Annotated in this window: 12 protein-coding genes; 4 read left to right on the top strand and 8 right to left on the bottom strand. The window is 42.3% G+C overall.

What is annotated here, in order from left to right; translation table 11 throughout:
- The 4 genes from DSL64_RS09325 to DSL64_RS09310 form a co-directional block, all read right to left on the bottom strand.
- Positions 1 to 1,209: an FG-GAP repeat domain-containing protein gene (locus DSL64_RS09325; RefSeq protein ID WP_115830476.1), complete on the bottom strand. Its 1,209-nt coding sequence runs from the start codon at positions 1,207 to 1,209 to the stop codon at positions 1 to 3.
- A gap of 176 nt (positions 1,210 to 1,385) precedes the next feature.
- A complete protein-coding gene (locus DSL64_RS09320) occupies positions 1,386 to 2,540 on the bottom strand; it encodes a DUF6786 family protein (RefSeq protein WP_115830475.1) in 1,155 nt (384 codons plus the stop codon).
- 79 nt (positions 2,541 to 2,619) lie between these two features.
- Positions 2,620 to 3,702 carry an L-rhamnose/proton symporter RhaT gene (gene rhaT, locus DSL64_RS09315; protein ID WP_115830474.1) on the bottom strand — a complete coding sequence of 361 codons (1,083 nt, stop codon included), beginning with the start codon at positions 3,700 to 3,702 and terminating at the stop codon, positions 2,620 to 2,622.
- Positions 3,703 to 3,950: 248 nt separating this feature from the next.
- Entirely contained in the window at positions 3,951 to 6,203 is a 2,253-nt protein-coding gene (locus DSL64_RS09310; protein ID WP_115830473.1) for an FG-GAP-like repeat-containing protein, read from the bottom strand.
- Positions 6,204 to 6,375: 172 nt separating this feature from the next.
- Between DSL64_RS09310 and DSL64_RS09305 the strand changes: the two genes are divergently transcribed.
- From DSL64_RS09305 to ahcY, 4 genes are all read left to right on the top strand, one after another.
- Entirely contained in the window at positions 6,376 to 7,683 is a 1,308-nt protein-coding gene (locus tag DSL64_RS09305) for a UDP-N-acetylmuramoyl-tripeptide--D-alanyl-D-alanine ligase (protein WP_115830472.1), read from the top strand.
- 219 nt (positions 7,684 to 7,902) lie between these two features.
- Complete coding sequence (locus DSL64_RS09300) at positions 7,903 to 8,454, top strand: peroxiredoxin (protein ID WP_115830471.1); 552 nt, start codon at positions 7,903 to 7,905, stop codon at positions 8,452 to 8,454.
- Between the two features lie 133 nt (positions 8,455 to 8,587).
- Positions 8,588 to 9,178 (top strand): carboxymuconolactone decarboxylase family protein, encoded by a 591-nt coding sequence (locus DSL64_RS09295; protein WP_115830470.1) that lies wholly within the window; start codon positions 8,588 to 8,590, stop codon positions 9,176 to 9,178.
- 280 nt (positions 9,179 to 9,458) lie between these two features.
- On the top strand, positions 9,459 to 10,775 hold the full coding sequence (ahcY, locus tag DSL64_RS09290; protein WP_115830469.1) for an adenosylhomocysteinase: 1,317 nt from the start codon (positions 9,459 to 9,461) through the stop codon (positions 10,773 to 10,775).
- An 82-nt stretch (positions 10,776 to 10,857) separates the two neighbouring features.
- Here ahcY and DSL64_RS09285 read toward each other — a convergent pair whose 3' ends face one another.
- From DSL64_RS09285 to gldF, 4 genes are all read right to left on the bottom strand, one after another.
- Positions 10,858 to 11,733: a mechanosensitive ion channel family protein gene (locus DSL64_RS09285; protein WP_115830468.1), complete on the bottom strand. Its 876-nt coding sequence runs from the start codon at positions 11,731 to 11,733 to the stop codon at positions 10,858 to 10,860.
- A 168-nt stretch (positions 11,734 to 11,901) separates the two neighbouring features.
- Positions 11,902 to 12,795, bottom strand: coding sequence for an anti-sigma factor (locus tag DSL64_RS09280; RefSeq protein WP_115830467.1), 894 nt, complete (start codon positions 12,793 to 12,795; stop codon positions 11,902 to 11,904).
- A complete protein-coding gene (locus tag DSL64_RS09275; RefSeq protein ID WP_229217013.1) occupies positions 12,792 to 13,337 on the bottom strand; it encodes an RNA polymerase sigma factor in 546 nt (181 codons plus the stop codon). Before DSL64_RS09275 ends, DSL64_RS09280 begins: the two co-directional genes overlap by 4 nt.
- A 284-nt stretch (positions 13,338 to 13,621) precedes the next feature.
- Positions 13,622 to 14,350: a gliding motility-associated ABC transporter permease subunit GldF gene (gldF, locus tag DSL64_RS09270; RefSeq protein WP_115830466.1), complete on the bottom strand. Its 729-nt coding sequence runs from the start codon at positions 14,348 to 14,350 to the stop codon at positions 13,622 to 13,624.
- Positions 14,351 to 14,383 lie beyond the last annotated feature (33 nt).

The raw sequence follows: 14,383 nt of genomic DNA, 5'->3' as shown, positions 1-14,383 counted from the left end.
TTATTTATTTTTTTGTTGGGTAAATATTCTGACGCCTTTCTTATTACCCGTCACTATATCAGGCAACCCGTCTTTGTTGAGATCTTCCACGGTGACATGTAACCCCACCCCGGAATCATTATCAATTTCGTGTTTGATCCACGTTGGTGTTTTCCCTGGTTTATATTCAAACCAATACAAAACAGCCGGCTCCCTTTCTCCCGGATCCTTCCCATGATGCGCCCAGTAACGTTTGCCTGTTACTAAATCCGGATTCCCGTCTCCATTCACATCCACCAGAGCCAGTCCATGCGATTGGGAAAAAGATTTGTCAATATCGTGGTGAGTCCAGGTTGGATTTCCATTTGCATCCTTACCCTGCTCGTGCCACCACATTCCATAGTCATGTGCCGATGCACTGATCACATCGTTCAATCCGTCTCCATTCAAATCCAGTACATACATCTGCGAGCAGTCCTTGCCCAGGTCAGCAGGATGAAACTTCCAATCTTTGTTTTTTCCATTCTTCACCGGTCCCTCAGCCGGGCCTTCCCACCAGCCATCTTTTACAAGCACATCTTTACGACCATCGCCGTTGATATCACCATAGCCGATACCATGTGTATACATGTGCGTAGCGCGCGCAGGATCACTACTGATGACATATTCAGTCCAGGTCGTGTCTCCCTTTTTCTCAGGAGATTTCAACCATATTACCTTCTTCTGTGTGGGATCATTACAAAGCAGATCAGGACGACCGTCGCCATCTATATCCACAAGTATTGGCGACTCATTTCCGACTGAGCCATGAATCACATGCGTCGCCCAATGTCCGGGTTTATTTTTCGGGTTTTCATGCCAAACAGCAGCTTTGCCCGGCCAGTCAATACGAATCAGATCAATCCAACCATCCTGATTTACATCCATGGCGAAATCCAGAAATGAATCGCTATAGCTGCCATCGTAATTGAAAGTCTGGGGTTTGGCAAGCTCGTGCGCTGTCCAGTTCGGCGCTTCGAACCAATAGGCTCCGGAGAGAATGTCTTTCTTGCCGTCGTTATTTACATCGCCCATCGCAGCTCCTTCTGCAATGAATGTTTTTGTCAATTCTGTTTTAACAAATGATACGTTTCTTGCTGGTTTTTTCTTCTGGGCATAACCTTCAACTCCTGAAAATAACATCCAGGCCAAACACCCCAGACCAGCAACATACTTTTTACTACAGCTCATCTTGAAACAGGTTTAATATCCGAATAAAGTTATACCCCGAAAAAGCATTTTCGGATTATACGAAACTACTGTTACTCAAAAGTATCCTGCCAGTTAGTTATACCCTCATTCTTTCCCTTCCCGGATCGCTTTATCCACAATTGACTGTTTCATGCATGAGACAACAGGTCCATTTTCTACCCAAAACAGGTGCCTAACTCGTCCAACCTTATATTTAAAACCTTGTATGCAATTTCATTCAGCACATTATTATCCCCTTCAAAATGATATGTTTTCTGGCAATGCACGATTTTCTCTCCTGCTTTTACAGCACTTGTAAAAGAACTGGATTCTAACTCATAGAATGGACCCATTTGAGAGCCGTCAGCGAGTTTTCCATCATTGTATGCATTCAGTACGTCACCTGTATAAGGTTCTGCATGCATTTCCCATGTAGACTTCAGATAACGTTCGTTGCGGTTTATATCAAACTGGATGATAGTCAGTACACCGCTTTCAGCATCATAGCTGCCCGCCACATTTTTTGCAGAGAGCGGTGCCAGACCAATCTTACTTCTACATTTACCGTCAGCTTTCAGAAGAACAGCCGAGTCAGTTACAGTAAGCCGGTCTGATAGAATTTCCCCAAAATAATTATCAGTTAATAAAAGCTGCTCAGCATACTCCCTTGTATAAGGGACCACAATAGTTGTTTTGTCGCCGGGCCTAAACATTCCTAAAAGCCATATCCCTAACATACCAGTTTCCGGCTTCCATTCAATACCTCTGTTGACAATTTCATTCTCTGATTGGTAAGCCACCGATTTACACTTTCCCAATGAAGAAATACCCAGCGAGGACAAAATTGTTTGTTTATCAAGCATGGAAACGGTACGGTTTACTCCTATACTAAACTTCGTACCGATATGATTTTCCAATTCGGCCTCCATACTGAAACTTATGGACGAACTACTCAATTCTGTTACCGTAAATGGCAGGGAGTCTATACACGCAGGCGTTTGCCAGTTCTCAAACTCAAATTTGTACCCTTTTTTGAAATACACAGAAAATTGCCCTCCTTCCGGCGAAAGCCAGAAACGCTCCTCACCTCCAAAGGCATTCATATGCGGTTGATATACACCGCTTTCTATCAAGTTGTAATTGATCCAGCCATAGCTGTTTCCTTCATTTCCGGCAGCGGTACTTGTCATAACCCGACCCTGATAACCGGCAACAACTAATGCTTTGGCGTTTGCATCATCGGAAGCGACGAGTGTAATAACCGATTGATGTTTGCCAAGAAAGTCGAGGTCGTCCCCGAAGCTTCCTTTATTTTGATTAATTTCTCTCATGTATTTGTATACTGCTAAAAAGAGAAAATGGCTACCTGAAACAGATAACCATTTAAATCATTTGAAATAGTTTGCCGTACTATTCTCTCAGATAATTTCCATACCCCACGATGAGTACCGAGAAAATAATGATGAGTATACCGGAAAGAATAGTGGTCAGGGTCTTCTTCGAAATACCTTTCCATTCTTTCAGTATAAGTCCCCAGGAATTGGCTACGAGAATGATAAACGCCATGTGCAGAATCCATGAACTGGGTCCGTTGCCCAATTTACTCTCTCCCATTCCGTAGAAAAAGAACTGAAGAAACCAGGTTGTACCGGCAATCGCAGAAAATATATAATTACTCAGTAACGGCGTTTTTGTATTGGTATAATCACCGAAGGTTTTATTACGCGCATTCAAGAGCATACACCAAAGGAAGTTGGTAGTGAGCCCACCCAGCAAGATCACCACGTATGTCACATTGTTTTGAAACAGGAATTCGCCTTGTCCCGGATTTTCTATTTTCCAAAGCGCATTCGCCTCTTCTGCCATTACTTTTCCTGCGTCAATACCGAAAGCGAAACATGCGCTTAGTACACCGGAAATGATTGCCACGGTAAGCCCCAATCCGATCTTGAATTCTGTTTTATCGTCAGAGATAAACCCGCTTTTTTTGAGGTCATTGTCTTTCATGCCACCTGCTTTACCGCAAACAATAATCCCGATTACGCACACAAGCAAGCCAAGAAGAACCATTTGCCCCCAGGTATTGGTAAAAAGATCAGAGATAGAATCCTTGCCAGCCTGTGGATTGAATTGATAATAGATAGATGGAATAAGCGATCCGAAGACGGAAGATATCCCGAGAATAATGGAGCTACCCAGAGATACTCCCAGATACCTTACGCCGAGACCATACGTTAAACCTCCGATCCCCCAGAGCACACCAAAGAAATAAGTCAGCGTCAGAATTCCTCCGTTGGTATTAGCAATAATGCTTGTAAAATCAGGGATAGTAAGATAAGCAGCCAGCGGCGGAACAATAAACCAGGAAAACAGACCACCTACAATCCAATAGGATTCCCATGCCCAGCCCTGAACTTTTTTATAAGGAATATAAAAACTACCGGAGGCAAATCCTCCTACGAAATGAAACAGAACACCTAATAAAGCTTGCATGAGGTTTAGTGGTTGTTTATGGTACGCTACAGCACGTTCCGTTGAAAAGGAACATGTAATTTCCGATAGTAAAAAATCAACCGCGTCCTGTACCGTACTGCTTAAATGAATAAATTTCCGGTTCTAATCCAGTTTTACTTCTTCTGTCAGATAATTACATGGCGTAAGCGTTAGAGCATAGATATCTACTGAAAGGCCTCATGTTATTTCAAAAGCTGAAACTGCTACTTCGCAAACATTCCCCGCCACTATTCGTGTACTACGATCTTTTTGGTTTCCCGGTACCGTTCACCCACAATTTCAAACAAGTACAAACCCGGCACCCATCCCGATGTATTAATCTCTTGTTCTGTATTGGGTTGAACAGGTATATTTTGTTTTAACACGATACCCGCTACGGTCGATATCCGTAACGAAGCTTTATAAGAGGATAATACTTTCACATTTCCTTTGACCGGATTGGGATACACCCTCGCTGTACCTTGCATCGGCGGCTCAACACCGGTAATCACAAGCGATAGAATATTCTCAAAAACAGAAAGCCCTCCCCCATTATTCCCGACGGCAATATCAGGCTTACCGTCTCCATTGTAGTCTCCCACGGCAAGGTAGAGATACCGTCCGAGCAGTGCTGTGGCTGGTTTTCCATTCAATTCTATAAGCTGGCTTTCCCTTGAAGTCCATTGCCCCCACATCGCCTTGTGAAATATCCTCACATTGCCGGTATGATCTACTGTCAGCAGGTCAGGCTTTCCGTCCAGATCTATATCTGCTACCACCGCATGAGAAAACCGTCCGTCGTAGTTAATACCAACTCCGGCAAGCGCGTCTGTTTCTAACCTCCACACATATTGGCTGTTGCTACCGGTGTTGGTGTAATGATATATATTACCCAAAGGTTTTCCGACGATCATATCCAAATCGCCATCACCATCGGTATCATAGAAAAAGGGTGAGTCTCCAATCTGCGCTTCTGCAGGAAGTGGCAATGATACGGCATCAGACAAACTAAGTTGCACAGCTCCTGTTTTTGTCCCTTTATTAGGAATATACCGAAACTCCGGCCTCAGTCCCGTCGAAGAAGTTCCGAAAAAACCAAGGTCTGCAACGCCATCACCGTTGAAATCCGCCCATTGGGGTTTGATATTATATAGACCAAGTACCGTTTTCAGATCCAGGTAATTCTCCGATGTAACTTCATAAACAGGGTCAGTAGCCGTGCCTGTATTTGTAAGAAGCCATAAACTCCCACGAAATCCGGTAGTGCCAGGCATACCACCTGTGCCAATAATCATATCCAGATCACCATCACCGTCGATATCGAAAAATGAGGGAGCTGCATTTTCTCCAACATCAATCATTTCATCCTGGAGAAAATTGTTTTTTACCAACCTGAAATCAGGATTATTGTTCTGTCCGGCATTATGATATAACAACCCCGATGCTTTAAAATCTACCATATTACCATCATTGGAGGATACGCCCGGAGCAACAATCAGATCATCTACACCATCAAAATCCACATCCTCCATAAATGCAGTCGGGAAAATGTGAAATGAAACGGGAGCGTTCGCAGGATAGGTGTTTGTAAAACTTACAAAGTTCGCTGCCAATCCGGTGGTTGAATTCGTTATAAATGAAATGTGCTCGTTACTGATATGCCCTATCAGCAGATCAGGTTTTCCGTCTCCGTTCAGGTCTCGTAACAAAATGGAATTTCCTGCATGTAGCACACTTCCCCCCGACGCACCGTCAGAAACGCCGCAAGGATAGTTAAACACGAAATCCTCACCTGTACCTTTATGAAAATTACCCCAACAGTCACCATTTCTGGCATATACAGGATTTACAGACGTGCCAAGGCTGTCCGGAACACCGAAACGTTCCATACTCATGTTCTGGTGCAACTCTATAGATTCACCCGCAAAATCAAAAGTGATTATATCCAGATCTCCGTCTCCGTCAATATCTACAATCCCTGGTATATCAGGACCCGAAACCTGCAGATTAATTACTGAGCTATATCCCCTGGTACTAATTACTTCCCTTTGCAATTGCCACGACCAGACGTTTCCTGTTTTAACCTGCCGGTACACTCTTATTCCCAAAGAAGTACTGGTAAAAAGATCCTTCAAGCCATCACCATCGTAATCAGCCAGGATCATCCAGTTCTCCATTCTCGGAAAAATAGCTTCATAAGCGGGTGCATGTACGTAGACTTTCTGTCCCGGATCCCGCGGATGCGCAGAAGCTAAAAAAGTAGTAACTCTGTTATTCGTACGATCAAAAACAACAAGATCTTCTTCGTCATCTCCATTCAGATGCATTTTATGAAATTGAGAGGCATTCAGACCACCCGCCCAGGGATTGACAAGCGTTTTTCCATTTACCCGAACAGCTGTAATGGTATCACGTTTAAACCAGGCCTGTTGTGCAACGCCAACGTCAGGCAGGCAAATCAGGAACAACAAGAATAGAATGAAGGTATATTTAGTGAGCATCGTTGAATAATAATCCGTTAATTTTGCCAATCAAAAAATGGGTTCTTAATTGAAACGAACAATAACCGTTTTGATTGAGCTATAAACAAAGTTATACTAATCTATACGCAGACCATCTGACTGATCGTACCTGCAGCTAAAACTTTTTACTTCTGTAATCCGAAAATCTTCCATGTATACTCCTGTTGAAACAATTTATGATATTTACCTGAATGGCGCTAAAATCTGTACAGATACCCGTCAGATACAACCAGGCTGCATTTTCTTTGCTTTAAAAGGTGATAAATTCGACGGTAACCAATATGCGCTTGAAGCACTTAAAACCGGCGCCGGATATGCCGTGGTTGACGACGCGACGCTGGATCCGAACCCTAAACTTCTTCTGGTGGAAGACGTTCTTACCGCTCTGCAGGATCTTGCAAGGCACCACCGCAAAACTTTCACATTTCCGGTAATTGGTCTGACGGGCTCAAATGGCAAGACAACCACCAAAGAGCTCATTGCAAAAGTGCTGGGAATGCGATTCAATACTTACGCCACAAAAGGAAATCTGAACAATCATATAGGTGTACCACTTACGCTGCTGTCTGTTGACAAAGACAAACACGAAATAGCGATTGTCGAAATGGGGGCCAATCACCAGGAGGAAATAGCGCTCTTATCCAGCATTGCCCAACCTACACACGGACTTATCACGAACATTGGCAAAGCCCATCTCGAAGGCTTTGGCGGTGTACAGGGAATCGTCAAAGGCAAAGGTGAGCTGTACGACTATCTATCCAAAAAGAAAGGTATCGTTTTTGTAAACACGCAGAATGAAGTACTTATGGAGATGGTGAGTAAAAGAAGAGCTTTCGGAGAGATTGTTTTCTATTGTACCGAATCCAGCCCAGTAAATCCGGAGCTTTTACAGGAAAGTCCGGTTGTTGTTTATAAGGCAAACAACAACAGAAAAGTTACCACGCACCTTCCGGGTAATTATAACTTCGATAACATCTGCGCCGCTCTGGCCATTGGTAAATATTTGGGAGTATCCGACGAAGATGCGCACGAGGCAATTGCTTCGTATCAACCAGACAATAATCGTTCGCAGGTGGTAACAAAAGGAACCAACACTGTAATTATGGATGCCTATAACGCCAATCCCTCCTCGATGGAAGCAGCAATAGCGAACTTTGATCGAATGGAAGCGGCGAAAAAGATGCTGATACTTGGTGATATGTTTGAACTGGGAGAGGCAGCCGCAGAAGAACACCTGGCTTTGGGTAAGCAAATCGCAGCAGGCAATTTCGATATTGTGATTCTTGCCGGAAATCTGATGCAACATGCATTACCTGCTCTGCCCAAAGCCTATTACTTTCCTGATAAATTCTCTCTGCACAATTGGATCATGGATAACCCGCAGGATCATACACATATCCTAATTAAAGGTTCACGTGGAATGGCACTGGAAACGATACTCCCTCTTATGCAGGACTAATCGTTATAATTACCTTTATTATAAATATAATTATATAGGACAAATCTATTCAAATATAAACAATATCTATAACTATAAGTTTTTAATAGAAAAAACTAAATTCATTCGTATATATCAACTATTCCTTGCTATAGTACCATACCAAAAATTGCCTGCAATGCCGGTGGATTGTAAATTTGTAACATTAAAAAAATACAATTTATAAATTAACGAGCAATCATGGCAAATAGACTATTATCTGTGGGATCTACATTCCCTGAATTCAAAAAGACATCAGTAGTATCTCTTGAAAAAGGAAATGAATTCTACGATATTACCTCAGAAGATCACAAAAATGCTGAGAAATGGATGGTAATGTTCTGGTGGCCAAAAGATTTCACTTTTGTATGCCCTACAGAAATCGCTGAATTCGGAAAACACGTTGATGATTTCGCAGATCGCGATACAGTTTTGATCGGTGCTTCTACTGACAGTGAATTCGTTCACCTTGCTTGGAGAAAAAACCACGACGATCTTCGTGATCTTCGTTTCCCAATGCTTGCTGATACTTCTAAATCACTTGCTGAGGAGCTTGGAATTCTTGAAGCTAACGAAAAAATCGCTTACCGTGTAACTTACATCGTTGATCCACAAGGAGTAATTCGTTGGGTATCAGTAAACGATCTTTCGGTTGGACGTAACGTTAACGAAGTAATCCGCGTTTTGGATGCTTTGCAAACTGACGAACTTTGCCCGTGCAACTGGGTTAAAGGAGAAGCTACTCTGGCTTAGGTTTTAATTAAAACCGGGCCGCCGATACGCCGGTGCGATTAAGAGTTAAGAATGATCGGATATATAAGGCGATCAAATCTTAACTCTTAATTTTTACTTCCTGATTTCTTCCACACTTCCAATCCTACTAAAAATGTATCCATTTGCAGCAACAGGCAATACGAAAGATTCCCTGTATAAAGAAATTAATCTGCCCGCTGACTTTGAAAGCGTGCTGATAAACAAGTTGGCGGCGCTTGATCACCGTTATCTTAAAGATTTAAAAATTAACCTGAGCAACGTACTTAAATCTCAGAACATCAACCGCAAGGAAGCAATATTGATCGCGCTTTCAGTGGCTGTTAATGAGAAAAATGCTACGCTTATTTCGGCGCTTGAAGAGCTTGCTACGAATGAAGGCGCAGACGAAAAAGAGATTGCAGAAATAAGTGCATGTGTATCCCTGATGAATGCTAACAACGTGTTCTACCGTTTCAGACATTTCATGGATAAGGAATACTATAATACAGCACCGGCAGGTATTAAAATGAGTATCATGGCTAATCCTGTGTTGGGCAAAGAACTTTTTGAACTGGTAAGCCTTGTGGTTTCAGCATTGAATGGTTGCGAAATGTGTGTTACATCACACGAACAATCTGTACTGAACCATGGCGGTACGCAGGCTCGTATCTTCGATGCAGTTCGTATCGGAGCCATTGTTAAGAGCTTCACCGTATTGGCATAAATAATTCATCGACGACGATTAAAGGCGTGACTCTAAATGGGTTGCGCCTTTTTATTTTTTAAGAAACTGGGAACGAAACAATCTTGTTAAGACAAAATATCTGATTTCCCTACCGATATCACCGTTCTCTAATTCATTTATCTATACAAATAGACAATGATGGATAAAAAATCTAAATTAACCCAATAAATGCCAAATTTAATCTACCCAATTTCACTCAGATAGTTTTTCTGGTTAATTTTGTACTTCTAATTCAGAAGTTAAACTAAACAATCATATAATGGCAACGTCAACTGAAACGTACATTCCATACAAGGTTAAAGACATCTCTCTTGCAGAATGGGGGCGTAAAGAAATTACATTAGCAGAAGCAGAAATGCCTGGTTTGATGGCGATCCGTGCTGAGTACGGACCATCTCAGCCTTTGGCTGGCGCTCGCGTAGCAGGTTGCCTTCACATGACAATCCAGACTGCTGTACTTATCGAAACATTGACAGCGCTTGGTGCAGAAGTTACCTGGTCATCTTGTAATATATTCTCTACTCAGGATCACGCAGCAGCAGCCATCGCAGCAGCAGGTATCCCTGTATATGCCTGGAAAGGTATGAACGAGGAAGAGTTCAACTGGTGTATCGAACAAACTCTTTTCTTCGGTGAAGATCGTAAGCCTCTGAACATGATTCTTGACGACGGTGGTGACCTTACCAACATGGTTTTTGACGAGTATCCTGAATTGATCGAAGGTATCAAAGGACTTTCAGAAGAAACTACAACTGGTGTTCACCGTCTGTATGAGCGTTTCAAAAACGGTACGCTTCATTTGCCTGCAATCAATGTAAATGACTCTGTTACCAAATCTAAATTTGATAACAAATATGGTTGCCGTGAATCTCTTGTAGATTCAATCCGTCGTGCAACTGACCTTATGCTTGCGGGTAAAGTAGCTGTTGTGGCTGGCTACGGTGATGTAGGTAAAGGTTCTGCAGAGTCACTTCGTGGTGCAGGTTGCCGTGTATTGGTTACGGAAATCGATCCGATCTGTGCGCTTCAGGCTGCTATGGATGGATTTGAAGTTGTAACTATGGACGACGCAGCTCCACGTGCAAACATTTTCGTTACTGCAACAGGCAACTATAAGATCATTACAGATCGTCATTTCCTTGCAATGCGCGACAAAGCTGTTGTTTGTAACATTGGTCACTTCGATAATGAAATCGACATGGCTTGGTTGAACGGTACATACGGCACTTCTAAATCTCAGATCAAACCACAGGTTGATATCTATTCAGTAGAAGGAAAAGACATCATCGTTCTTGCAGAAGGACGTTTGGTAAACCTTGGCTGTGCAATGGGCCACCCATCATTTGTAATGTCATGCTCGTTCTCGAACCAGACTTTGGCACAAATTGAGCTTTGGACTAATACAGCTGCTTACGAGAAGAAAGTATACGTTCTTCCAAAGGCATTGGATGAAAAAGTAGCTGCTTTCCACCTTGCACACGTAGGTGCTCAGTTGGATGTTCTTTCTGAAGAACAGGCTGCTTACATCGGTGTTACACCACAAGGACCATTCAAGGCTGAAACTTACAGATATTAATCTGATCAGCTGAAATATAATGAAAGAGCGACTTCCACACCGGGAGACGCTCTTTTGCTATATAACACGTACATTTTTTTATTTATTCCTTTTCAGGTTTTGGTATCTGCACAGTCAGTTCCTGATTTTTTACCGGAAAGGGAATTGTAACTCCGTTTTCATCAAAGGCCTTTTTAATAGCCATCATGGCCACACTCTTTGCCGGCCCTGGCCCCACTTTCACCTGGTCAATCCAGAACAGAATTTGAAACTCTATACTGTTTTCTCCGAATCTTATGAAGTTAAATTCTACAGGGCGGATGACACTCAGGAAATCCAGGCTCTTAATCATGGCGATCGTCAGACCCTCCACTTTCTTCAAGTCTTCCTGATACGATACACCGCATTCTATTGAAACACGACGTTCCCCTGAATGGGTAAAATTTGTAATCGGCTTTTGGAAAATATCCTTACTGGGTAGCTCCACAACCTGTCCGGCAAAATTATCCAGCTTCACAGATCTTAAACCAATGGATTTGACCCGACCTGTAAACCCATTGGTCTCTATAATATCACCTACTGCTATCGGTTTCTGAATTGCGATAAATGCCCCGGAAATGAAATTGGTAGTTAGATCCTGAAATGCAAAACCAACCGCCAACGCCAGCACACCGGCACCGGCAAGTAATGAGGTTACTGTTTTGTCAAGCCCCAGAATACCTAGTGCAAAAAACAATCCTGTCGCAATCACTGCTATCCTTGTCAGCGCTGATATAAGGCTTACCATTGCCACATTGTGCGATGCTTTGCCCAATAATCTCGATACAAGATTTCCAACATAAGAAGCCAGATATCTGAAAAAGACCAGAACCAGAATCGCAATAATAACATTGGGGATAAAGTCAATTCCGGAATCTATCCATCTTTCTACTTTATAACCAAGGGGATCAAGGATTTTAAAAATTTGCAACAATGTCATCGGTAAACACATTAGATTTCTTTGTACGAGTCGCAAATATACCAAAGCGGACAATATTGCGAGAATATCATTTTAAACATCTAAAACTCACAAATGTTGCTCTGAAGCACAAAAAAAGCCGGAACTAGACAGTCCCGGCCTTACATGATCTTCATTACGTCCCAAGCATTACACCTTCCCCATCACATACATCTCCTCCATAGTAGGAGTAGGATTCCCACCTTTCTTTTCGAGCGTGATGGCAAAAGCTACAGATCCGCTTTTCGTATTTTTCATTTTCAGAAGTTTCTGCTCAAAATGATCATCCAGCATACCCAGGTCTAAAGGCAGATTATCAACAATGCTCCAGAGCTGATATTGCATTCCTTCCGGAGCAGGCGGCAATTTTTGAACATCAAGCATCACTTCATTTGTCTGTTTATCCCAGAAAGCAGCAACTGCACTTTCGGGCGACTTTTCAAGTCCGGCTAAACGTACTAATGTGAAGCGACTATCTCTATACATACCAGCCAGTTGTTGATTCTGGTCAGCACTTTCTTTGATAAGCTGAACCTGCGCCGTTAATTCTTCATTCGATTTTTTCAGAGAAGATGATTGTATCACCGACCAGCCGGCAAACAAAGCCAATAGTACTGATGCAGCAACCGCTAACTTTGCCCAAAACGGAGTTACCTCTACCGTTTCAGTTTTGGTAAAAACGTCTGCAATTACCGGTGCTTCTGAAGAGCTTACGACATCTTCTGTTGATGGTAACTCAACAAATTCACCATTTCTCACATCTTCACTGATTGTACTTTTCGCTACTTCCGGATCCGCTTCCTTTTCGTCTGGCGCTGCTTCAAAATCCAACTGTGCAAAAATGGAGTCCTTAAGTGAAACAGGAGGAGCAGTCTGATATTTCAACGCATACTCTTCAAGCGCACTTTCAGTTTTAAGCAGCTCTTCTTTAATTTCCGGATAAATATGAGACATACATTCCACCTCCTGCTTCTCCTGAGGGGAAACAGTGCCCAATACATATTCCTCTAATATGCCGGATTCTATATAGGCTTGGATATTCATACTGTAAAGTATTGTTTTAACTCTTGTAATGCTGTACGCATTCTCGATTTTACTGTTCCTAACGGAATTCCTAACTCATTCGCAATTTCTTCGTGTGTATAGCCCTGAAAATAAGCCATATCAATCAGTATCTTTCGTTCTGGCCGGAGCATGTCCACTATTGCCTTCATTTCAGAACTTGTCTGTTGTTCACTTTCCGAAACATCCGGTTCTATTTTTGCCAGCCGATCGTCAATCTCGTCCATTGCCGGCTTCCTGCCTTCCACGCGAGCTGCATCGATTGCACCATTCCGCGCAATGTTGAGTATCCACGTAAATAGTCGGCCTTTAACTGGATTATAGGAAGCAATATTTTTCCATATCTTCAGAAATGTCTCCTGTAATACATCTGCCGCACGCTCTTCATCTCTCAGCGTTTTCAGAATAATATTATAGAGGGCACCTGAATAATGGTCATAGAGAAACTCAAAAGCAACCCGCTCATTTCTTTGCAGCGCTGCCACCAATTCCTCTTCCGAAAATTTTAACTTACTGGTCGCCAAGAGCTGCTTAACGTTTAATTGTAAACTTCGTAATGGCAAGCTAACAAAATTTTGCAAGATCATTTGATCTGTTATACAAAATATTAGGTTGCTACCACTCTGATCCGGAAATGCGACCAGAAACTGTTTTGATAACTTCACGCCCGCATTACCAGTAAACCTCCCCATGTTAGTGCGCTTTAAGTCATATACGATGATAACGCACGAATAGATTTTTTACTGCGAGGTAAACTTTATAGCCTTAAAGAGTAAACACGGGATAACAAATAAGAAATACCTGAATATTATTTTCTCAACGTTTCAACACGCCAATAAATCAGATAAAGAAAAAATGAGAGCAGACTCACCATAAAAACAACATTGCGAGAATCAATGAGCCCTTTACCTAAAGCGCTGTATTGTGTATCCAGGGATATCCAGGAGAAGACATCTGCAATGGCTCCACTTCCAAGTAATTGCGAAAGCGAACTGAAACCTATATACCAGAAAAACCCAAGGAATACTGCAAGTACAAATGCTACAATCTGATTTTCATTCAGAGAGGAGCACCAAAGTCCCATGGAAACCAGAACACCGCAGAAGAGAAGAAGACCCATATAAGAGCCAAATACAGCTGCAGAATCAATGTTCCCTTCGGGGTTACCCAATTTGTAAACGCTGAAGTAATAAAGAAGTGTGGGTAAAATTGTGATGACCACCAGTACCCAATTGGCAAAGAACTTACCTAAGATCAGATCACGGTTACGGATCGGTTTTGTAAGCAATAGTTCGAGCGTCCCGTTTTTACTTTCTTCCGCCAGCGAACGCATGGTAATGGCCGGTATAAGAAAAATAAGCACATAGGGAGTCAGACTAAAAAAAGACTGCATGTCGGCAAATCCGTAATCAAGAATATTGGAGTCAGGAAACACCCAGACAATCAACCCGATGGCAGTCAGAAAAACTGCCATTACAATATAGGCGATCAGGGAATTGAAAAAACTACCAATTTCTTTTTGAAAAATTGCTAACACAACAAAATGAGTTTAAAACGTAAAAAGCTTAAA

It is taken from the genome of Dyadobacter luteus (assembly GCF_003383615.1).
GTDB classification, from domain to species: Bacteria; Bacteroidota; Bacteroidia; order Cytophagales; family Spirosomataceae; genus Dyadobacter; species Dyadobacter luteus.
This window is presented reverse-complemented; position numbering and strand designations above follow the sequence as displayed.

Bases quoted from the DNA above. Each gene is read 5' to 3' on its own strand.
- DSL64_RS09325 (WP_115830476.1), bottom strand. From the start codon at position 1,209: ATGAGCTGTAGTAAAAAGTATGTTGCTGGTCTGGGGTGTTTGGCCTGG.
- DSL64_RS09320 (WP_115830475.1), bottom strand. From the start codon at position 2,540: ATGAGAGAAATTAATCAAAATAAAGGAAGCTTCGGGGACGACCTCGAC.
- rhaT (WP_115830474.1), bottom strand. From the start codon at position 3,702: ATGCAAGCTTTATTAGGTGTTCTGTTTCATTTCGTAGGAGGATTTGCC.
- DSL64_RS09310 (WP_115830473.1), bottom strand. From the start codon at position 6,203: ATGCTCACTAAATATACCTTCATTCTATTCTTGTTGTTCCTGATTTGC.
- DSL64_RS09305 (WP_115830472.1), top strand. From the start codon at position 6,376: ATGTATACTCCTGTTGAAACAATTTATGATATTTACCTGAATGGCGCT.
- DSL64_RS09300 (WP_115830471.1), top strand. From the start codon at position 7,903: ATGGCAAATAGACTATTATCTGTGGGATCTACATTCCCTGAATTCAAA.
- DSL64_RS09295 (WP_115830470.1), top strand. From the start codon at position 8,588: ATGTATCCATTTGCAGCAACAGGCAATACGAAAGATTCCCTGTATAAA.
- ahcY (WP_115830469.1), top strand. From the start codon at position 9,459: ATGGCAACGTCAACTGAAACGTACATTCCATACAAGGTTAAAGACATC.
- DSL64_RS09285 (WP_115830468.1), bottom strand. From the start codon at position 11,733: ATGACATTGTTGCAAATTTTTAAAATCCTTGATCCCCTTGGTTATAAA.
- DSL64_RS09280 (WP_115830467.1), bottom strand. From the start codon at position 12,795: ATGAATATCCAAGCCTATATAGAATCCGGCATATTAGAGGAATATGTA.